This window comes from Streptomyces sp. GQ60 (assembly GCF_059758875.1).
In genome coordinates, this window is record NZ_JCAXEG010000001.1 from 192,851 (window position 1) to 213,990 (window position 21,140).

20 protein-coding genes are annotated in these 21,140 nt (G+C 68.9%); 18 read left to right on the forward strand and 2 right to left on the reverse strand.

Annotated elements, in window-relative coordinates; translation table 11 throughout:
* Positions 1 to 1,090: 1,090 nt before the first annotated feature.
* The 4 genes from rpsL (at position 1,091) to tuf (ending at position 5,447) form a co-directional block, all read left to right on the forward strand.
* Complete coding sequence (gene rpsL, locus AC6CKD_RS00970) at positions 1,091 to 1,462, forward strand: 30S ribosomal protein S12 (protein WP_007265893.1); 372 nt, start codon at positions 1,091 to 1,093, stop codon at positions 1,460 to 1,462.
* A gap of 3 nt (positions 1,463 to 1,465) precedes the next feature.
* Entirely contained in the window at positions 1,466 to 1,936 is a 471-nt protein-coding gene (gene rpsG / locus AC6CKD_RS00975; RefSeq protein ID WP_215023410.1) for a 30S ribosomal protein S7, read from the forward strand.
* Positions 1,937 to 1,975: 39 nt separating this feature from the next.
* Positions 1,976 to 4,105: an elongation factor G gene (fusA, locus tag AC6CKD_RS00980; protein WP_243333348.1), complete on the forward strand. Its 2,130-nt coding sequence runs from the start codon at positions 1,976 to 1,978 to the stop codon at positions 4,103 to 4,105.
* A 148-nt stretch (positions 4,106 to 4,253) separates the two neighbouring features.
* Positions 4,254 to 5,447, forward strand: a complete 1,194-nt coding sequence (gene tuf / locus AC6CKD_RS00985) for an elongation factor Tu (RefSeq protein WP_112447760.1) — start codon at positions 4,254 to 4,256, stop codon at positions 5,445 to 5,447.
* 215 nt (positions 5,448 to 5,662) lie between these two features.
* Here the strand turns inward: tuf and rfbC are convergent, their stop codons facing one another.
* Together rfbC and rfbA are read right to left on the reverse strand one after the other, a co-directional pair.
* Entirely contained in the window at positions 5,663 to 6,262 is a 600-nt protein-coding gene (rfbC, locus tag AC6CKD_RS00990; protein WP_498324562.1) for a dTDP-4-dehydrorhamnose 3,5-epimerase, read from the reverse strand.
* Entirely contained in the window at positions 6,259 to 7,134 is an 876-nt protein-coding gene (rfbA, locus tag AC6CKD_RS00995; protein ID WP_478687867.1) for a glucose-1-phosphate thymidylyltransferase RfbA, read from the reverse strand. Before rfbA ends, rfbC begins: the two co-directional genes overlap by 4 nt.
* A 104-nt stretch (positions 7,135 to 7,238) precedes the next feature.
* Between rfbA and rfbB the strand changes: the two genes are divergently transcribed.
* From rfbB to rpsS, 14 genes are all read left to right on the forward strand, one after another.
* Complete coding sequence (gene rfbB / locus AC6CKD_RS01000; protein ID WP_498324563.1) at positions 7,239 to 8,216, forward strand: dTDP-glucose 4,6-dehydratase; 978 nt, start codon at positions 7,239 to 7,241, stop codon at positions 8,214 to 8,216.
* Positions 8,217 to 8,287: 71 nt separating this feature from the next.
* On the forward strand, positions 8,288 to 9,157 hold the full coding sequence (rfbD, locus tag AC6CKD_RS01005; protein ID WP_498325387.1) for a dTDP-4-dehydrorhamnose reductase: 870 nt from the start codon (positions 8,288 to 8,290) through the stop codon (positions 9,155 to 9,157).
* A complete protein-coding gene (locus tag AC6CKD_RS01010) occupies positions 9,154 to 10,485 on the forward strand; it encodes a lipopolysaccharide biosynthesis protein (protein ID WP_498324564.1) in 1,332 nt (443 codons plus the stop codon). The genes rfbD and AC6CKD_RS01010 overlap by 4 nt, the downstream gene beginning before the upstream one ends.
* 68 nt (positions 10,486 to 10,553) lie before the next feature.
* Positions 10,554 to 11,243 (forward strand): glycosyltransferase family 2 protein, encoded by a 690-nt coding sequence (locus AC6CKD_RS01015; RefSeq protein WP_498324565.1) that lies wholly within the window; start codon positions 10,554 to 10,556, stop codon positions 11,241 to 11,243.
* Entirely contained in the window at positions 11,240 to 11,695 is a 456-nt protein-coding gene (locus tag AC6CKD_RS01020) for a DUF2304 domain-containing protein (protein ID WP_498324566.1), read from the forward strand. Before AC6CKD_RS01015 ends, AC6CKD_RS01020 begins: the two co-directional genes overlap by 4 nt.
* A gap of 8 nt (positions 11,696 to 11,703) precedes the next feature.
* On the forward strand, positions 11,704 to 12,603 hold the full coding sequence (locus AC6CKD_RS01025) for a glycosyltransferase family 2 protein (RefSeq protein ID WP_498324567.1): 900 nt from the start codon (positions 11,704 to 11,706) through the stop codon (positions 12,601 to 12,603).
* Positions 12,604 to 12,642: 39 nt separating this feature from the next.
* On the forward strand, positions 12,643 to 14,457 hold the full coding sequence (locus AC6CKD_RS01030) for a hypothetical protein (RefSeq protein WP_498324568.1): 1,815 nt from the start codon (positions 12,643 to 12,645) through the stop codon (positions 14,455 to 14,457).
* 193 nt (positions 14,458 to 14,650) lie between these two features.
* Positions 14,651 to 17,266: a peptidoglycan recognition protein family protein gene (locus tag AC6CKD_RS01035; protein ID WP_498324569.1), complete on the forward strand. Its 2,616-nt coding sequence runs from the start codon at positions 14,651 to 14,653 to the stop codon at positions 17,264 to 17,266.
* Positions 17,267 to 18,012: 746 nt separating this feature from the next.
* Positions 18,013 to 18,321, forward strand: coding sequence for a 30S ribosomal protein S10 (rpsJ, locus tag AC6CKD_RS01040; RefSeq protein ID WP_003948644.1), 309 nt, complete (start codon positions 18,013 to 18,015; stop codon positions 18,319 to 18,321).
* Between the two features lie 14 nt (positions 18,322 to 18,335).
* On the forward strand, positions 18,336 to 18,980 hold the full coding sequence (gene rplC, locus AC6CKD_RS01045; protein WP_112447750.1) for a 50S ribosomal protein L3: 645 nt from the start codon (positions 18,336 to 18,338) through the stop codon (positions 18,978 to 18,980).
* Positions 18,981 to 18,984: 4 nt separating this feature from the next.
* Entirely contained in the window at positions 18,985 to 19,635 is a 651-nt protein-coding gene (gene rplD / locus AC6CKD_RS01050) for a 50S ribosomal protein L4 (protein ID WP_327254486.1), read from the forward strand.
* Positions 19,635 to 19,958: a 50S ribosomal protein L23 gene (gene rplW / locus AC6CKD_RS01055; protein ID WP_030154694.1), complete on the forward strand. Its 324-nt coding sequence runs from the start codon at positions 19,635 to 19,637 to the stop codon at positions 19,956 to 19,958. The genes rplD and rplW overlap by 1 nt, the downstream gene beginning before the upstream one ends.
* A gap of 39 nt (positions 19,959 to 19,997) precedes the next feature.
* Positions 19,998 to 20,834 (forward strand): 50S ribosomal protein L2, encoded by an 837-nt coding sequence (gene rplB, locus AC6CKD_RS01060; protein ID WP_112447748.1) that lies wholly within the window; start codon positions 19,998 to 20,000, stop codon positions 20,832 to 20,834.
* Between the two features lie 12 nt (positions 20,835 to 20,846).
* On the forward strand, positions 20,847 to 21,128 hold the full coding sequence (rpsS, locus tag AC6CKD_RS01065) for a 30S ribosomal protein S19 (RefSeq protein WP_023539342.1): 282 nt from the start codon (positions 20,847 to 20,849) through the stop codon (positions 21,126 to 21,128).
* Positions 21,129 to 21,140: the final 12 nt, after the last annotated feature.

A 21,140-nucleotide genomic window follows, 5' to 3' on the forward strand; every position in this document is an offset into this window, starting at 1 on the left:
GTGCTCCCTGCTGGTCGACTGTCCGACTGGTGGTGGTACGTCCGGTGCAGCGTCCATGGTGTGGCCCAGCGGTCCGCCCCACGGCGCCGGACGGCGGGCCCGGCGCGCGCGGGTCCGTCGGGCGCGCCCGCCCTACGGGTGCGGGGTGTCCGGCCGTCGGCGTCGTACGGCCACTCGCCACGGAGCCGCCGGGGCCCTGCGGCCCGTACGCCGGGCGGTGTCATCAGCGGGTGACGGGCCGGCGGCGGTGGGGGCGCGGGGGCGGCCCGGGGCAGGACGGGGACGCCGGGGGTGAGGACCGGGGCGGGCGGCGGGGTGGCCGTCGTCGGGGTGGTCCGGACGGGTGTGCGCAGGGTGTGCTCGCAGGCTCCGGACGCGTGGGTTCCTCCTTTCGGTGGAGAGCGGGGGTCGCGGTTGCCGAACGGGACGCGGTTGCGCATCGTGCGGCCGACCGGCTCCGGGGAAATCCCGTGGCACGCCGGTCGGGCCGCCGGGGATCACGCTGGCCGCGGGGGCGGACCCGGGCGGGCGGGCCGGCGAGTGCGGCGAGCTGACGCCCATGCTCCTGGCGGCGATGCGCCCGACCCGGAGGCGGTGAGGGCCCTGCTCGGAGCAGGAGCTGTACGAGCCGCTCTTCCTGGCCCTTCGTGCCGCACGGACCGGGGCCTGACAGGGCCTACCCCGAGGCCTGAAGCGGGGGCCCGGTCCCACGGCCACCGCCCCGGTACGGTGCGTGCGCGCGAGGGGCGGCGGCCTCCCGCGTAGCACACGCGCACCACGACCGCACGTCGGAGGGACCGCATTCGGGCCTCGGCCTTGTGGCGACTGGTCAAAGAGGCCTTCGGGCTCCGGGGGCGGAGGCTTTTGTTTTGACCGGAGTGGATGCGGTGGGTACGCTCAGACCTTGTGCCTGGGGTGTGCCTGGGCTCCTGTGCGTGTCCATCAACCGCACTTGAGCCGTATCAGCCACCGCGATTCATGCGTTTCCACGCTTGCGTGGAGGTCCGCCGGATCCGACACACCCGACCGCGTGGGTCGGCAAATGTTCCAGGTTAGCTTCACTACACGGCACACAGAAACCGGAGAAGTAGTGCCTACGATCCAGCAGCTGGTCCGTAAGGGCCGGCAGGACAAGGTCGAGAAGACAAAGACCCCCGCGCTTGAGGCTTCGCCCCAGCGTCGTGGCGTCTGCACGCGAGTGTTCACGACCACCCCGAAGAAGCCGAACTCGGCGCTGCGTAAGGTCGCGCGTGTGCGTCTGACCTCTGGCATCGAGGTCACCGCTTACATTCCGGGTGAGGGACACAACCTGCAGGAGCACTCCATCGTGCTCGTGCGTGGTGGCCGTGTGAAGGACCTGCCGGGTGTTCGTTACAAGATCATCCGCGGTGCGCTTGACACCCAGGCTGTCAAGAACCGCAAGCAGGCCCGCAGCCGCTACGGCGCCAAGAAGGAGAAGTAAAAAATGCCTCGTAAGGGCCCCGCCCCGAAGCGCCCGGTCATCATCGACCCGGTCTACGCATCTCCTCTGGTGACGTCGCTCATCAACAAGATCCTCCTGAACGGCAAGCGCTCCACCGCCGAGCGCATCGTTTACGGCGCCATGGAAGGCCTCCGCGAGAAGACCGGCAACGACCCGGTCATCACGCTGAAGCGCGCGCTGGAGAACGTCAAGCCGTCGCTTGAGGTCAAGTCCCGCCGTGTCGGTGGCGCCACCTACCAGGTGCCGATCGAGGTCAAGCCGGGTCGTCAGTCGACCCTCGCGCTGCGCTGGCTCGTGGGTTACTCCCGCGCCCGCCGCGAGAAGACGATGACCGAGCGCCTCATGAACGAGCTGCTCGACGCCTCCAACGGTCTTGGCGCTGCCGTCAAGAAGCGCGAGGACACGCACAAGATGGCCGAGTCCAACAAGGCCTTCGCGCACTACCGCTGGTAGTCCCAACCCACATCGAGACCGAGAGAAGACTGAGCCGATATGGCTACCACTTCGCTTGACCTGGCCAAGGTGCGCAACATCGGCATCATGGCTCACATCGACGCGGGCAAGACGACCACCACCGAGCGCATCCTGTTCTACACCGGTGTGTCGTACAAGATCGGTGAAGTCCACGACGGCGCTGCCACGATGGACTGGATGGAGCAGGAGCAGGAGCGCGGCATCACGATCACGTCTGCCGCGACGACCTGCCACTGGCCGCTCGAAGACGTCGACCACACCATCAACATCATCGACACCCCGGGTCACGTGGACTTCACGGTCGAGGTGGAGCGTTCGCTCCGCGTCCTCGACGGTGCCGTCACCGTGTTCGACGGTGTCGCCGGTGTGGAGCCGCAGTCCGAGACCGTTTGGCGTCAGGCGGACCGCTACGGCGTCCCGCGCATCTGCTTCGTCAACAAGCTGGACCGCACCGGCGCCGAGTTCCACCGCTGTGTCGACATGATCAAGGACCGCCTCGGTGCGGTTCCGATCGTCATGCAGCTCCCCATCGGTGCCGAGATGGACTTCCAGGGCGTTGTCGACCTGGTCACCATGAAGGCGTTCGTCTGGTCCGCCGAGGCGACCAAGGGCGAGATGTACGACATCGTCGACATCCCGGACACCCACAAGGAAGCCGCTGAAGAGTGGCACGCCAAGCTGGTCGAGACGGTCGCCGAGAACGACGACCAGATCATGGAGCTGTTCCTCGAGGGCGTCGAGCCCACCGTCGAGCAGCTGCACGCCGCTGTGCGTCGCATCATCATCGGCTCCAAGGGCGACAAGGGTGCCACCGTCACCGCGGTGTTCTGTGGCACGGCGTTCAAGAACAAGGGTGTTCAGCCCCTGCTCGACGCCGTCGTCCGCTACCTCCCGTCGCCCCTGGACATCGAGGCCATCGAAGGCCACGACGTCCGGGACGCCGAGGTCGTCGTGAAGCGCAAGCCGTCTGACGAGGAGCCCCTCGCGGCGCTCGCGTTCAAGATCATGCGCGACCCGCACCTCGGCAAGCTCACCTTCGTCCGGGTTTACTCGGGCCGCCTGGAGGCCGGCACTGCGGTGCTGAACTCCGTCAAGGGCAAGAAGGAGCGCATCGGCAAGATCTACCGCATGCACGCCAACAAGCGTGAAGAGATCGAAGCGGTGGGCGCCGGTGACATCGTCGCCGTCATGGGCCTGAAGCAGACCACCACCGGTGAGACGCTGTGTGACGACAAGAACCCGGTCATCCTGGAGTCCATGGACTTCCCGGCCCCGGTCATTCAGGTCGCCATCGAGCCCAAGTCCAAGGGTGACCAGGAGAAGCTGGGTGTCGCCATCCAGTCTCTCGCGGAGGAGGACCCCTCCTTCCACGTTCACTCGGACGAAGAGACCGGCCAGACCATCCTCGGCGGTATGGGCGAGCTGCACCTCGAGGTGCTGGTCGACCGTATGAAGCGCGAGTTCAAGGTCGAGGCCAACGTCGGCAAGCCGCAGGTCGCTTACCGCGAGACGATCCGCCAGACGGTGGAGCGTCACGACTACACCCACAAGAAGCAGACCGGTGGTACCGGTCAGTTCGCCAAGGTGCAGATCGCGATCGAGCCGATCCTCGAGGCCGACGGTCCGGCGTACGAGTTCGTGAACAAGGTCACCGGTGGCCGCATCCCGAGGGAGTACATCCCCTCGGTCGACGCGGGTGCGCAGGAAGCCATGAAGTTCGGCATCCTCGCCGGCTACGAGATGACCGGCGTCCGCGTCATTCTTCTCGACGGTGGCTACCACGAGGTCGACTCCTCCGAGCTCGCCTTCAAGATCGCCGGTTCGCAGGCGTTCAAGGAGGCCGCGCGCAAGGCTTCTCCCGTGCTCCTCGAGCCGATGATGGCCGTCGAGGTCACCACGCCGGAGGAGTCCATGGGTGACGTCATCGGTGACATCAACTCCCGTCGTGGCCAGATCCAGGCCATGGAGGAGCGTCACGGTGCTCGCCTCGTGAAGGGCCTCGTGCCCCTCTCGGAGATGTTCGGCTACGTCGGAGACCTCCGCAGCAAGACCTCGGGTCGCGCCAGCTACTCGATGCAGTTCGACTCCTACGCCGAGGTTCCCCGGAACGTCGCCGAGGAGATCATCGCGAAGGCCAAGGGCGAGTAACTCTTCCGAGTACACGCTTTAGGCTTGTCACCGGAGCCCCAGGGGCAACAGGAGCAACCCTCCCGTTGCCCCGGGGTACCGGCTATCCAGCAAAGATCACCTGGCGCCGATGAGCAAGGCGTACAGAACCACTCTCCAGGAGGACCCCGTGGCGAAGGCGAAGTTCGAGCGGACTAAGCCGCACGTCAACATCGGCACCATCGGTCACATTGACCACGGTAAGACGACCCTCACGGCCGCCATTACCAAGGTGCTGCACGACGCGTACCCGGACCTGAACGAGGCCTCGGCCTTCGACCAGATCGACAAGGCTCCCGAAGAGCGCCAGCGCGGTATCACCATCTCCATCGCGCACGTCGAGTACCAGACCGAGGCGCGTCACTACGCCCACGTCGACTGCCCGGGTCACGCGGACTACATCAAGAACATGATCACCGGTGCCGCGCAGATGGACGGCGCGATCCTCGTGGTCGCCGCCACCGACGGCCCGATGCCGCAGACCAAGGAGCACGTGCTCCTGGCCCGCCAGGTCGGCGTTCCGTACATCGTCGTCGCCCTGAACAAGGCCGACATGGTGGACGACGAGGAGATCCTGGAGCTCGTCGAGCTCGAGGTTCGTGAGCTCCTCTCCGACTACGACTTCCCGGGCGACGACCTTCCGGTCGTCCGCGTCTCCGCGCTGAAGGCGCTCGAGGGCGACAAGGAGTGGGGCGAGAAGCTTCTCGGCCTCATGGCTGCCGTCGACGAGGCGATCCCGACCCCGCCGCGTGACACCGAGCTGCCGTTCCTCATGCCCGTCGAGGACGTCTTCACGATCACCGGTCGCGGTACCGTCGTCACCGGCCGTATCGAGCGTGGTGTCCTGAAGGTCAACGAGACCGTCGACATCATCGGTATCAAGGAGACCAAGACCACCACCACGGTCACCGGTATCGAGATGTTCCGCAAGCTGCTCGACGAGGGCCAGGCGGGCGAGAACGTCGGTCTGCTCCTCCGTGGCATCAAGCGCGAGGACGTCGAGCGCGGCCAGGTCATCATCAAGCCCGGTTCGGTCACGCCGCACACCGAGTTCGAGGCCCAGTCGTACATCCTGTCGAAGGACGAGGGTGGCCGTCACACCCCGTTCTTCAACAACTACCGTCCCCAGTTCTACTTCCGTACCACGGACGTCACGGGTGTCGTCACCCTGCCGGCCGGCACGGAGATGGTCATGCCGGGCGACAACACCGAGATGACGGTCACGCTGATTCAGCCGGTCGCCATGGAGGAGGGCCTGAAGTTCGCCATCCGTGAGGGTGGTCGTACCGTGGGCGCCGGCCAGGTCACCAAGATCACGAAGTAATTCGTGTTCTGACCTGGTAGCCCGTGCGAGCGGGCACCATGTTTGACAGGAGGGCCCCTTCCCCGTCGTTCACGCGACGGGGGGAGGGGCCCTTCCTCGTACGGGCCCGCGTGCCGGTGCCGCGTGCCGGTGCCGCGTGCCGCGGGCGGGTACGCGAAGAGGGCCGCACCCCCGGGGGTGCGGCCCTCTTCCTTGCGTCGCTCCGTGCGCGGCGGTCACTTCACCCGCAGGGACTCCGTGAACTCGATGCAGGCGGCGTAGTCCGGCAGGAGGCCGGACGCGATGGCGTCGGCCAGCGAGGGGGCCGCGTCGTCGCGGGCCGACAGCAGCGGGACGTCCGCCGGCCAGTCGATGCCCAGGTCGGGGTCGAGCGGGTGGACCGAGTGCTCGCCCGTCGGGTTGTACGTCTCCGAGCAGACGTAGGACAGCGTGGCGTCGTCCGTCAGTGCGCAGAAGCCGTGGCCCATGCCCTCGGGGATGTAGACGGCGCGGCGGTCGACGTCGTCCAGCCGGACGCCCTCCCAGCGGCCGAAGGTCGGGGAGCCGACCCGGATGTCCACGATGATGTCGAGCACGGCGCCGCGCACGCAGGTGACGTACTTGGCCTGGCCGCGCGGGACGTCGGCGAAGTGGATGCCGCGCACCACGCCGCGCTGGGAGACCGAGAGGTTGGCCTGCGCCAGGTTCAGCGGGTGCCCGACGACCTCGGCGAGGTGGTCGAAGCGGTACCACTCCATGAACATGCCGCGCGGGTCACCGTGCTGCTGGGGGGTTACCTCGAACACGCCCTCGATGGAGAGTTCGCGGAACTTCATCGCGCGGCCTCCTCTTCGAGCAGACCGATCAGGTAGTCGCCGTAACCGCTCTTGACGAGCGGCTCGGCCAGCGCGCGCAGCTGCGCGGAGTCGATGAGACCCGCCCGCCAGGCGGCTTCCTCGATGCAGCCGATCTTGAAGCCCTGTCGCTCCTCGATCACGCGCACGAACTCCGAGGCCTGCACCATCGAGACGAAGGTGCCGGTGTCCAGCCAGGCGGTACCGCGGTCGAGGATGGTGACATTCAGCTCACCGGCCTGGAGGTACGCGTCGTTGACGGCCGTGATCTCCAGCTCCCCGCGGGCGCTGGGCTTCAGGCCTCGGGCGATCTCCACGACCTGGTTGTCGTAGAAGTACAGACCGGGCACGGCGTAACGGGACTTGGGGTGGGTCGGCTTCTCCTCGATGGAGATGGCCTGGCCGTTCCCGTCGAACTCGACCACGCCGTACGCCGTCGGGTCCGCCACCGGGTACGCGAAGACCCGGCCGCCCTTGGCGTCGGTGTGCTGCGCCAGGCGGGTGCCGAGGCCACTGCCGTGGAAGATGTTGTCGCCGAGGATCAGGGCGACGGAGTCGTCGCCGATGAAGTCGGCGCCGAGCACGAAGGCCTGGGCGATGCCCTCGGGGCGCTCCTGGACGGCGTACTCCAGCCGGATGCCGAACTGCGAGCCGTCGCCGAGCAGGCGCTCGAACTGGTCGCGGTCGTCCGGGGTGGTGATGACGAGGATCTCGCTGATCCCCGCCATGACCAGCGTCGAGAGCGGGTAGTAGATCATCGGCTTGTCGAAGACGGGCAGCAGCTGCTTCGACACTGCCCGCGTCAGCGGCCAGAGTCGGGATCCGGTGCCGCCGGCCAAGAGAATTCCACGCATGGGCACAACCCTATGCGAGACCGGTGGAGGCGCGCCGTCCGGGCCCGGCGGGGAGCGGGCGGACGGCCGTGGTGGAGTAGGCGAGCGGCTAGACTGTTTGTATTATGCGCATCCTTGTGACCGGCGGCGCCGGCTTCATCGGTTCAGAATTCGTCCGCCAGCAGCTCGGTTCGGACCCCACGGCCCAGATCACCGTCTTCGACAAGCTGACGTATTCCGGCGTCGAAGCCAACCTCGCCCCGGTCGCCGGCCATGCCGGCTACTCCTTCGTCAAGGGCGACATCTGCGACGCGGAGGCCGTCGACCAGGTGATGCCCGGTCACGACGTCGTCGTGCACTTCGCGGCCGAGTCCCACGTGGACCGCTCGATCGCCGGCGCGGGCCCCTTCGTGATGACCAACGTGGTGGGTACCCAGGTCCTCCTGGACGCCGCCCGCAAGCACGGCGTCGGCCGCTTCGTCCACATCTCCACCGACGAGGTCTACGGCTCGATCAGCGAGGGCTCCTGGACCGAGGAGTGGCCGCTGGTGCCCAACTCCCCGTACTCCGCCTCCAAGGCCTCCTCCGACCTGCTCGCGCTGGCCTACGCCCGCACGCACGGCATGGACGTCGTGGTCACGCGCTGCTCCAACAACTACGGGCACTACCAGTTCCCGGAGAAGGTCATCCCGCTGTTCGTCTCGAACCTGATGGACGGCAAGAAGGTCCCGCTGTACGGCAACGGCGGCAACGTGCGCGACTGGCTGCACGTCTCCGACCACTGCCGCGGCATCGACCTGGCCATGCGCAAGGGCCGCGGCGGCGAGGTCTACAACATCGGCGGCGGCGTCGAGCTCACCAACAAGGAGCTCACCGGCGTCCTGCTGGAGTCCGCCGGGCTGGGCTGGGAGATGGTCGAGCGCGTCGAGGACCGCAAGGGCCACGACCTGCGCTACTCCATCGACATCAGCAAGATCGGCTCGGAGCTCGGCTACGCCCCGCAGGTCACCTTCGAGGAGGGCATCGCGTCCACCATCGACTGGTACCGCGAGAACCGCGCCTGGTGGGAGCCCCTGAAGGCCAAGGCAGCGCTGCAGAAGTGACCGCCGCGGAAGCAACGGAAGCAACAGACAGCACCGCCGGCGCCCGCTGGCTCGTCACCGGCGCCGCCGGCATGCTCGGCCAGGACGTCCTGGCCGTCCTCAAGGACGCCGGCATCGAGGCCGTCGGCCTGCGCCGCGCCGACCTCGACATCACCGACCCGGCCGCCGTCCGGGCCGCCGTCGAGGGCGCGGCCGTGGTCGTGAACTGCGCCGCCTGGACCGACGTCGACGGTGCCGAGACCTCCGAAGAGGCCGCCACCGCCGTCAACGGCACCGGCGTGCGCGTCCTGGCCGAGGCCTGTGCCGCGGCCGGCGCCCGCCTGCTGCACGTGTCCACCGACTACGTGCTGCCCGGCGACGCCGAGCAGCCGTACGCCGAGGACGCCGCGACCGGCCCGGTCAACGCGTACGGCCGCTCGAAGCTGGTCGGCGAGCAGGCCGTGGCCGAACTGCTGCCGCAGCACGGCTACGTGGTCCGCACCGCCTGGCTGTACGGCGAGCACGGCCCGAACTTCGTCGCCACCATGCTCAAGCTGGCCGCCCAGCGGGACACCCTCGACGTGGTCGACGACCAGCACGGCCAGCCCACCTGGTCCTACGCGCTGGCCCGCCGCCTCGTCGAGCTCGGGCAGGCCGCCCTCGCGGGCCGCGCCCCCGGCGGCGTCTACCACGGCACCGCGAGCGGCCGGACCACCTGGTTCGGGCTGGCCCGCGAGACCTACCGGCTGAGCGGACTGGACCCCGAGCGGATCCGTCCCACCGACTCCTCCGCGTTCGTACGGCCCGCCGTCCGCCCGGCGTTCAGCGTGCTCGCGCACGACCGCTGGGCCGAGGCCGGCCTGTCCCCGCTCGCCGACTGGAGCGAGCAGCTGGCAGCGGCCCTGGCCCTGCCCGCCTTCGCCGCGCCCGAGGGCGCGGACAGGAACGGCCACGCGGGATGAGTCCCCTGCTGAGCAAGATCAGCGCGGCCCTGCCGCCGGGCACCGTCGCGGTGGCCGGCGGCACCGTCGTGCTCGGGGCGGCTTCGTACGTCCACCTCGGCGTGGCCGGCCACAGCCTGTCCACGGAAGCCATGGCGAACGTCTCGGTGCTGTGGACGATCGTGATGGCGATCGGGCTCGGCATCTTCTTCCCCATCGAGCAGGAACTCACCCGGATCGTCGCCGCCCGCGCGGTCGACGGCCACGGCGCGGGCCCCGTCCTGCGCCGGGCCACCCTGCTCACCGCGGCGATCCTCGGGGCGACCCTGCTCGTGCTCGCGGCGGCCGCGGGCCCCATCGCGGACGTGCTCTTCCACGGGGACCGGTCCCTGGTGGCGGCCCTCGGCGGCGCCTTCACCGGCATGGCCGTCTGCTACCTCACCCGCGGGGTGCTGGCCGGCCTCGGCCGGTTCGGCGCGTACGGCACCCAGCTCGCCGTCGACGGCGGGCTGCGGATCGTGCTCGCCTTCGGCTGCGCCGTGGCCGTACCGGACTCCGCGCTCGCCTTCAGCCTCGTACTGGCGCTGGCGCCGGTCATCGCCGCCGTGGTCACGCTGCCCGCGCTGCTGCGCGTCGTCGAACCCGGCGAGCAGATCGCCTGGCGCGAACTGACGTCCGGGCTGGGCCTGCTGATCTGCTCGACCCTGCTGTCCCAAGTCGTGGTCAACGCCTCCGTGATGAGCACCAAGCTGCTCGCGCCCACGGACAGCGTGCTGATCGCGGCCCTGTTGAACGCCCTGGTCCTGGCCCGGGTACCGCTCTTCGTCTTCGGCTCGCTGCAGGCCTCGCTGCTCAACGGGCTCAGCGCCGCCTTCCAGGGCGGCGACCGGGCCGCCTTCTCGGCGATGCTGCGCCGGATCGGCATGGTCGTCGGAGCGCTCGGCCTGCTCGGCGGCATCCCCGCCACCGTGCTGGGCCCCTGGCTGATCGGCGTCCTCTTCGGAGCCCAGCCCGCCCTGGGCCGCTTCGACTTCTTCCTGTTGTCCGCCGGCACCGTGGCGTACATGTTCGCGATGGTGCTCGGTCAGGCGCTGATGGTATTCAAGCGGCACAACCTGCAGCTGCTCTGCTGGGCCATCGGTACCGCCGTGCTCGTGTGCGTCACCTTCGCCCCCGGCGACGTGGCTCTCCGTGTGATCCTGGCCTATGCCCTCGGCTCCGTCGCCACCGTCCTCGCTATGCTGGCAGCGCTGAGACTGAAGTTCCCGGAAGCCGTTCCGGGAGCCGGCGACAGCCCCGGGCAGACGGACGTCGCGAGCCCGCTGGGCGCCGGCGCAGCCGGGAAGTGACCGTGCCCGCCTCCGAAGTCCCACAGATCCCCGAGCACTCGCATGTGCCACATTCCGCTGGAGCTACCGTGTCCCAATACGACGATGTCTGGCTGGTCATACCGGCCTATAACGAGGGCCAGGTGATCGCCGATGTCGTCGAGGGAGCGCGCAAGACCTTTCCGAACATAGTCGTCGTCGACGACGGCAGTTCGGACGACTCCGCGAAGCACATCGCCTCCACCGGCGCCCACCTCGTGCAGCACCCGGTCAACCTCGGCCAGGGCGCAGCCCTGCAGACCGGTCTGAAGTACGCCCTCTCCCAGCCGGGAGCCCGCTACTTCGCCACCTTCGACGCCGACGGCCAGCACCAGACCCACGACGTCGAGAAGATGGTCGCCGTCCTGCGCTCCGACGAGGCCGACGTGGTGCTCGGCTCCCGCTTCATCGAGCAGAACGGCCAAGTGCCGTGGATCAAGCGGGTCGTGCTGCGCACGGCCGCGGCCGTCAGCCCGACCGCCCGCAAGCTCAACCTCACCGACGCGCACAACGGCCTGCGCGTCCTGGGCCGCGCGGCGGCGGAGAAGCTGCAGATCACCCACAACGGCATGGCCCACGCCTCCGAGATCGTCGGCTACCTGGCCGGCTCCGGACTGCGCGTCGTCGAGGTCCCCGTGGACATCCTGTACACCGAGTATTCGCGCGCCAAGGGTCAGTCCCTGATCAACGGCGTCAACATCCTCTTCGACATCACCCTGCGGGAGCGTGGCCGCCGATGAAGTACTTCTGGATCCAGCTGGTGCTCATCCTGGGCTCCGTGTCGCTGGCCCTCATGTTCATACGCAACTGGGACCAGGCGAAGACCCGTGCCTGGAAGCGCATCGCCTTCTCGGTGTTCGTCCTCGTCAACGTGTACGCCGTCCTGCGGCCCACCGACGTGACCTGGCTGGCCCAGCAGCTCGGCGTCGGCCGCGGCACCGACCTGGTGCTGTACGTGATGGTCCTGGCCATGGGCTTCCTCACGCTCAACACCTTCCTGCGCTTCCGCTCGCTCGAGAAGAAGATCACCGACCTCGCCCGGACGGTGGCCCTCAGCGAGGGCGCGCGCCACAACGACGAGCGCCTCGGCCCGGACGCCGTCCGCCAGCCCGCCCCGGTCGAGCCCGAGGCTCCGGCCACCCCGGCGGAGCCCGTCGTGCAGACCGAGCCCGCAGACTCCGTAAAGGCCTGAGGACCATCGTGGCGACCTTCGACTTCATGCTCCCCTACTACGGGGACGTCAAGCTGATGCAGGACGCGGTCCGCAGCATCCTGGCGCAGACCGACCCGGACTTCCGGCTCGTCGTCATCGACGACGGCAAGGAGCCGGACGTACCGGGCTGGTTCGCGGAGCTCGGCGACGAGCGGGTCCACTACACCCGCAACGAGCAGAACCTCGGCATCAACGAGAACTTCAAGAAGTGCGTGCGCCTCTCCGAGGCCGACTACGTCGTCATCATGGGCTGTGACGACGTGCTCCACCCGAACTACCTGAAGACCGTACGGGGCCTGGCCGAGGCCCAGCCGGGCATCGGAATGATCCAGCCCGGCGTCGAGGTCATCGACGGCGAGGGCCGGGTCACCGCCGGTCTCGCCGACAACGTCAAGCGCAGGCTCTACGCCCCGCAGGTCAAGGGCAACCGCACGATGGCGGGCGAGGAGCTGGCCGTCAGCGTGCTGCGCGGGAACTGGCTGTACTTCCCGTCCATCGCCTGGCGCGGTGAGGCCCTGCGCAAGGTGAACTTCCAGTCCGAGTACTCGGTGGTCCAGGACCTCGCGCTCGTCGTCGACCTGCTCGAACTCGGTGAGGCGATGGTGATCGACGCCTCGGCCACCGTCTTCCAGTACCGCCGGCACGCCGTCAGCGAGTCCTCGGTCCAGGCCTTCACCGGCACCCGCTTCACCGAGCAGGCGCGCTACTTCGACGCGGTCGCCGACCGGATGGATGCCCGCGGCTGGCCCAAGGCCGCCCGCGCCGCCCGCATCCACAGTGCCTCCCGCTTCCACGCGATCACGATGCTCCCCGGGGCGCTGCGCCGCGGGAACCGCGAGGGTGCCAAGAACCTGGCCCGGCACGCCTTCACCTCCGGGCAGAGCTGAGCCTGCCCAGCAGTCCAACCAGAACAGGAAGTGCCAGGGGTGCAGTCGGGAACCGAAACGATGGACGCGGCCGGAGCGAGGGACGCGTCCGCCCCTGAACGGAACGGAAGGCCCGCCGGGACCGAGCGGCTGCTCGCCCTGCGGGACTCCGCCCTCCGCCGGCGGTGGTTCTGGCCCGCGGCACTGGTCACCGGATACCTGACGCAGGTCCTGTTCCGGCTCTCCCTGGTGTGGGGCAACAGCTACCCCTCGGTCCACGCGGACGAGCCCTCGTACCTCGTCCTGGCCCGGGTGCTCGCGGGGCGGCCCACGACCGAGATGCCGGTCGGCTCGGTCATCCCCGGCGGCTATCCGCTGCTGCTCTCCCCGGCCCTGCGGATCGCGGACGACCCGGTCACCGCGTACCAGCTCGTCATGGGCATCAACACGCTGCTCAACGCGCTCGTCTTTCCCCTGGCCTACGTGGCCCTGCGCAGGCTCGACCTGCCCAGGGGGCTCTCGTTCCTGATCGCCACGGCGGCCGCGCTGATGCCGCCCGTGGTCTTCTACTCCGAGTTCGCGATGTCCGACACCGTGCTCCCGGTGGTCCTCCTCGGCTGGCTGATCACCCTGCACGGCTGGCTGAGCGAGGGCGACCCGCGCCGCCGCACCTGGTACGGAGCGGGGGCCGGACTGCTGGCCGGCTACTCCATGGCCGTGCACGACCGCGGCGGTGTGGTCGTGGCCATCACGGCGGCGGTGTTCCTGGGCGCACTGGTCTTCAGGTGGGCGCCGCCGCGCTCCACGCTCGCCGCCTGGGGCGGCCTCGCCGTCTCCGTGCTGGGCGCCAAACTGCTCGCCACCTGGCTGGAGGCGCAGTTCAAGGACACCCCGCCGAGCTCGGTCGGCACGCAGGTCATGGACAACCTCGTGGAGCCCGAGCTGCTGCGCCGCACGGTGACCCGTGCGATCGGCCAGCTCTGGTACTTCTCGGTCTCCTCCTGGGGCTTCGGCGCGATCGCCCTCGCCCTGTGCGTGTTCGCGGTGTTCAGCCCCCGCTTCACCCGGGCCTCGCGGGTGGTCTCCTTCGCCATGGTCGCCCTGCTGTGCGGGATCGCGCTCGCGGCGGCGGCCGGACTGCCCGGTGACAAGCGGATCGACAACTGGGTCTACGCCCGGTACCTGGCCGTCCTCGTGCCGGCGTTCTTCGTGGTCGGCGTCGCCGCGCTGTGGCGCGCACGGACCGGAGACCTGCTGCGGCTGGTGCTGAGCGCGGTGGTGTTCACCGTGGTCACCGCCGAGTTCGTGATCATGGTGGTCGGCAAGGGCCTCTACGCGCGCTGGATCATCCCGTGGGCGATGCCCGACGCACTGTTCCTCGCTTCGGAGTGGACGAAGCTGCACATGTGGCGGACCATCGCCGGAGCCCTGCTGGTGCTCGCCGCCTGCGTGATGTTCCGGCTGGCCGGCGGGCGCCGGGTGGTCTGGGCCGTCGCGGTGTCGCTGGCCCTGTTCGGCACGTACGCGACGACCACGGTCACCTCGAACGTGGCCGAGCCGCACCGGAAGATCCGCAAGTACCTGGCCACAGGCTTCACCCAGTCCGCGGAGCTCAAGCCGGGCGAGAACCTGGTGATGGACGAGGGCGTCGACTGGGGCCTGCGAATGGCCCAGGCGTACGAGGTCTACGAGGGCCGGGTCTGGACGAGGGAACTGCGGCAGGGCGACCGGCCGCCGGCCCTGGCGGACGCGGCCGTACTGCCGCTGACCTCGAAGGACGCCGAGCCGCAGGACTCCTGGCCGAACGCCCCCCAGGGCTGGTACGTGGCCGAGGTGAACGAGACGCACGACTGGGTGCTCTGGCGCCACCGCTGAGGCCCCCGCCCGCACCCCTTCGGCACCGAGACCCCGGCCCCGGTCCGCCCCTCACGGCGGGCCGGGGTCCGTGTTTCTCCGGACCGGCCCCCGCCGGACTCCCTCCGTCCGCCTGCCAGTAGCATCCGGGCGGTCAGGTGGGTTGCCTGAGGTGCTCGGAACAGGAGTTGGGGACAACGTGAGACTGGGTCGCGTGCGCGGTACCGCGCTGGCCACCGCATTCGGTGTGGCGGCGGTGCTCGGCTTCCAGGGGGTGGCGGGCGGATCCGGACCGGACGGCCCCGACGCCAAGGCAGCGGGGGAGGGGCCGGGCAAGGCGAAGCCCTACAGCGCCGCGGCCGGGCAGCCGGGCAGGGCGAAGGCCGGGGTCGACCGGCTCGCGCTGAAGACCAAGGGCACCGGCGAGGCCGTACTCGCCCAGCAGGACACGGACCTCTTCGGTCTCCTCGGCGTGACCTGGACGGACCCCGAGGCCAAGGTCGACGGCGCCATCGAGGCCCGTTCGCGCAGCTCGGAGACCGGGAAGTGGTCCGGGTGGATCGCGCTGGACCCGGTGAAGCCCGGCCTCGACGGCAAGCGCCCCGGCGCGCCCGGCGCCACCGAGCCGGTGTGGGTCGGCCCCTCGAACGGCGCCGAGGTGCGCGTGAAGGGCGGCGCGGCCCTGCCCGCCGGCCTGACCCTCAACCTGGTGGACCCCGGCACCGCCGGCGCCGCGAAGAAGGGCGAGCTGCCCGCCGAGCCGGTCGCCTTCGCCACGGAGGTGCTGCCGCCCGGACCGGTCTCCACCGCCCCGCAGCCCAAGGTGGTCACCCGGGCCGAGTGGGAGGCCGACGAGAGCCTGAACGACGAGGGCCCCGGCTACCTCCCCGGCGGCAGGATCAAGGCCGCCTTCGTCCACCACACGGCGAGCTCGCAACCGTACGACTGCTCGCAGTCCGCGGCCATCGTGCGGGGCATCCACGAGTACCACGTGACCGTCGAGAAGTGGCGCGACATCGGCTACAACTTCCTGGTCGACAAGTGCGGCACCCTCTTCGAGGGCCGCCTGGGCGGCATCGACCAGCCCGTCCAGGGCGCGCACACCTACGGCTGGAACTCGGAGTCGATGGGCATCGCCGTCCTCGGCGACCACCAGACCGCCGGGGCCTCGGCCGCCGCCCTGGACTCGATCTCCCAGATCGCGGCCTACAAGCTCGGCCAGTACGACGGAGACCTGAACGGCACGACCACGCTGGTGGCCGGCACCGATTCGAAGAACTACGCCGGCACCTCGTTCACCGGGGGCCAGGCGTACCCGTTCAAGACCCTCTCGGGCCACCGGGACGGCTTCAACACCATCTGCCCGGGCGGCGGGCTCTACGACCAGCTCGCCGCGATCCGGACCGGCGGTCCGGCGGCGCAGCTGAAGATCGCCGCGGTGAACGGCACGGCCCCCGGGCCGGGCGTGAGCCTCAAGTCCACCGGACCCCTGAAGGTCGACTGGACCACCAGCACGGCGAACGGCCTGCTGCGCTCCTTCGAGCTCCTCGTGGACGGAGCACCGGCCGCGACCACCGAGGGCACGGCCCGTACGGCGAACACGGTGCTGACCACCGGCACCCACACGGTCCAGGTCAAGGCGACCGCACTGAACGGCAAGGTCTCCACGAGCCTGCCGGTCACCGTCGTCGCGGAGGTCCCCGTACCGAAGTCCGCCACGTTCGTGCCGGTTCCCCCGACCCGGCTGATGGACACGCGCGACGGGCTGGGCGTGGCGAAGGCGAAGGTGGGCGCGCAGGGCGTGGTGACCCTGCCGGTGGAGGGCAAGGCGGGCATCCCGGCCGAAGGCGTCACTGCGGTCGTCCTGAACGTGACGGCGACCAATCCGACGGCAGCGAGCTACGTCTCGGTGTACCCGAGCGGCACGACCCGCTCCAGCGCCTCGAACCTGAACGTCACACCCGGTCAGACGATCCCGAACCTGGTGGTCGTCCCGGTCGTGGACGGCAAGGTCAGCTTCTACAACAACGACGGCACGGTCGACCTGATCGCGGACGTCACCGGCTACTTCGCGAGGGCGGACGGGGGCTCGGCCCAGGTCAACATCGGCCCGAAGCGGCTGATGGACACGCGCGCCGGGCTGGGCGTGGCGAAGGCGAAGGTGGGCGCGCAGGGTGTGGTGACGCTCCCGGTGGCGGGTACGGCGGGCATCCCGGCCGAAGGCGTCACCGCGGTCGTCCTGAACGTGACCGCCACGAACCCCACGGCGGCGAGCTACGTCTCCGTGTACCCGAGCGGCACCACGCGCTCCAGCGCCTCGAACCTGAACTTCACCCGGGGCCAGACGATCCCGAACCTGGTGGTCGTCCCGGTCGTGGACGGGAAGGTCAGCTTCTACAACAACGACGGCACGGTCGACCTGATCGCGGACGTCACCGGCTACTTCACCTCGGCCGGCGAGGGATCGACGCACGTCAACATCGGCCCGAAGCGGCTGATGGACACGCGCGCCGGGCTGGGCGTGGCGAAGGCGAAGGTGGGCGCGCAGGGTGTGGTGACCCTGCCGGTGGCGGGTACCGCTGGTATCCCGGCCGAAGGCGTCACCGCGGTCGTCCTGAACGTGACCGCGACGAACCCCACGGCGGCGAGCTACGTCTCGGTGTACCCGAGCGGCACGACCCGCTCCAGCGCCTCGAACCTGAACTTCACCCGGGGCCAGACGATCCCGAACCTGGTGGTCGTCCCGGTCGTGGACGGGAAGGTCAGCTTCTACAACAACGACGGCACGGTCGACCTGATCGCGGACATCACCGGCTACTTCACGAAGTGATCCAACGGTTCGCCGGCGGGGGCGGGGCCGGGGGAGGCGCCGCGACCGCCGACCGAGGTGGGCGAGGTGGGCGGCGCGCCCGAGCGCCCCGCCCCCCTCGGTGGATCCGGACAGGCCGACGATCGCGGGTGTGACGTCCACGACGGTCCCGCCCCCCGTCTTCGACGAGGACACCCCCGCCGGGCCCGCGCCCCCTGGTGTTCCGGTGGACCGGTGAGACCGCGGCAAGGGCCCGGAAACCGGACAGGGCGCGGGCTGCGGCGCGATATCGCGTTCCCGAGCGGGCGCCGGACAAGGTACCGGGACCCCCGCAGCGCGGTGCAGTTTGACCACTCAGCGTGGCGGGGTATTCTCTTCGGCCCGATTGGCGCCATACGTGTCTCGTATGGCAGACTACTCAAGTTGCTCGGCCGTGTGCCGATGCTGCGCGCCTCCCGCCGGGAGGACCGGAAGCAAGTCCCACAGTACTCGTCGCCTTACCTGCCTCTCGGGGCAGCAATGGGGCGGACGTACGGGAATCTTCTGGGAAGCGTCAGCACGGTGCCTGCCAGGTACTCGGTGGGTGTTTGCCCCCGATCTGCGGTCTTGGGACCGCGCCCCCTTGGACGAGGGAATTTCCGTATGGGAATTTTCTGTAGAGGGAGCGCGACACGCCCGACCGCGTGGGTCGGAGGAGAGCGGCGGAGCGATCCGCAGCCGGCCGAGAACCAGAGCGTTTCCACAACAGACAGGACTACGGAGTAGCCATGGCGGGACAGAAGATCCGCATCCGGCTCAAGGCCTACGACCACGAGGTCATCGATTCGTCGGCGAAGAAGATCGTCGAGACGGTGACGCGCACTGGTGCGTCGGTCGCGGGCCCGGTGCCGCTGCCCACTGAGAAGAACGTGTACTGCGTCATCAAGTCGCCGCACAAGTACAAGGACTCGCGCGAGCACTTCGAGATGCGCACTCACAAGCGCCTGATCGACATCCTCGACCCGACGCCCAAGACCGTTGACTCGCTGATGCGCCTGGACCTTCCGGCCGGCGTTGACATCGAGATCAAGCTCTGAGAGGCACGGAGAAGATGGCAAAGCAGATCAAGGGCGTCCTGGGCGAGAAGCTCGGCATGACCCAGGTCTGGGACGAGAACAACCGTGTCGTCCCGGTGACCGTGGTCAAGGCCGGGCCCTGCGTTGTTACCCAGGTCCGTAAGAACGAGATCGATGGCTACGAGTCGGTCCAGATCGCCTTCGGCGAGATCGACCCGCGCAAGGTGAACAAGCCCCTCAAGGGTCACTTCGCCAAGGCCGACGTCACCCCCCGCCGCCACCTGGTGGAGCTCCGTACCTCCGACGCCAGCGAGTACACGCTCGGCCAGGAGATCACGGCTGCCGTGTTCGAGTCCGGCGTCAAGGTTGACGTCACGGGCAACAGCAAGGGCAAGGGCTTCGCCGGTGTCATGAAGCGTCACAACTTCAAGGGCCTCGGCGCAGGGCACGGCGTCCAGCGCAAGCACCGCTCCCCCGGTTCGATCGGTGGCTGCGCCACCCCTGGGCGTGTCTTCAAGGGCATGCGCATGGCCGGTCGTATGGGTAACGAGCGCGTCACCACCCAGAACCTGACCATCCACGCGGTTGACGCGGAGAAGGGTCTGCTCCTCATCAAGGGCGCGGTCCCCGGTCCGAACGGCGGCCTCGTCCTGGTCCGTACCGCGGCCAAGGGGGCTTGAGGTAATGAGCACCATTGACATCCTTTCGCCGGCAGGCGACAAGGCCGGTACCGTCGAGCTCCCCGCGGAGATCTTCGACGCGAAGACCAGCGTTCCGCTGATCCACCAGGTCGTTGTCGCTCAGCTGGCCGCTGCCCGTCAGGGCACGCACAAGACCAAGCGTCGTGGCGAAGTCCGTGGTGGTGGCCGCAAGCCGTACCGCCAGAAGGGCACCGGCCGCGCTCGCCAGGGTTCCACCCGCGCTCCGCAGTTCGTAGGCGGTGGCGTCGTCCACGGCCCGCAGCCGCGTGACTACTCGCAGCGGACCCCGAAGAAGATGAAGGCCGCCGCCCTCCGCGGTGCCCTCTCGGACCGTGCGCGTCACTCCCGCATCCACGTCGTCACCGGCGTGGTCGAGGGTGCCGCCTCCACGAAGGCCGCCAAGACGCTGTTCGGCAAGATCTCGGAGCGCAAGAACGTGCTCCTGGTCGTCGAGCGCGCCGACGAGGCTGCGTGGCTGTCCGCCCGCAACCTGCCCCAGGTGCACATCCTGGAGCCGGGCCAGCTGAACACGTACGACGTGATCGTCTCTGACGACGTGGTCTTCACTCAGGCCGCTTTCGAGTCCTTCGTGTCTGGCCCCAAGGCCGATGAGACCGAAGGGAGCGACGCCTGATGTCTGAGGCGACCGTTACCAGCAAGACCTTCACTGACCCGCGCGACCTGCTGATCAAGCCGGTTGTCTCGGAGAAGAGCTACGCGCTGCTGGACGAGAACAAGTACACGTTCATCGTCGCGCCCGGCTCCAACAAGACTCAGATCAAGCAGGCCGTCGAGGCGGTCTTCGGGGTCAAGGTCACCGGGGTCAACACGATCAACCGTCAGGGTAAGCGCAAGCGCACCAAGACCGGTTTCGGCAAGCGCGCTGACACCAAGCGCGCCATCGTGACCCTCGCTGAGGGCGACCGAATCGACATCTTCGGCGGCCAGGCCTCCTAACGGAGGTCTAGTCGTCCGGAATCGGACGAGGACTGAGAAATGGGTATCCGCAAGTACAAGCCGACGACCCCGGGCCGTCGTGGCTCCAGCGTCGCCGACTTTGTCGAGATCACGCGGTCCACGCCGGAGAAGTCGCTGGTCCGCCCCCTGCACAGCAAGGGCGGCCGTAACAACACCGGTCGGATCACGGTTCGACACCAGGGTGGCGGCCACAAGCGCGCCTACCGTGTGATCGACTTCCGTCGTCACGACAAGGACGGCGTGCCGGCCAAGGTCGCGCACATCGAGTACGACCCCAACCGCACTGCGCGCATCGCGCTCCTGCACTACGCCGACGGTGAGAAGCGCTACATCATTGCGCCGAAGAACCTGAAGCAGGGCGACCGGATTGAGAACGGCCCCACGGCCGACATCAAGCCCGGTAACAACCTGGCGCTCCGCAACATCCCGGTCGGTACCACGATCCACGCGATCGAGCTCCGTCCCGGTGGCGGCGCCAAGTTCGCCCGCTCCGCTGGTGCCTCCGTGCAGCTGCTGGCGAAGGAGGGCACCATGGCCCACCTTCGTATGCCGTCCGGTGAAATCCGTCTCGTCGACGCGCGCTGCCGCGCGACCGTCGGTGAGGTCGGCAACGCCGAGCAGTCGAACATCAACTGGGGCAAGGCCGGCCGCATGCGCTGGAAGGGCGTTCGCCCCTCCGTCCGCGGTGTCGCGATGAACCCGGTCGACCACCCGCACGGTGGTGGTGAGGGTAAGACCTCCGGTGGTCGTCACCCGGTCTCCCCGTGGGGTCAGAAGGAGGGTCGTACTCGCTCGCCGAAGAAGGCTTCGAGCAAGTACATCGTCCGCCGCCGCAAGACGAACAAGAAGCGCTAGGAGCGGGTTTAGATGCCGCGCAGTCTCAAGAAGGGACCCTTCGTCGACGGACACCTCATCAAGAAGGTGGACGTACAGAACGAAGCCGGTACCAAGAACGTCATCAAGACCTGGTCCCGTCGCTCGATGATCATCCCGGCCATGCTGGGTCACACCATCGCGGTGCACAACGGCAAGATCCACGTCCCGGTGTTCGTCACCGAGTCGATGGTCGGCCACAAGCTCGGCGAGTTCTCGCCGACTCGCACCTTCCGCGGCCACGTCAAGGACGACCGGAAGTCGAAGCGCCGCTAAAGGCGGGGTGGT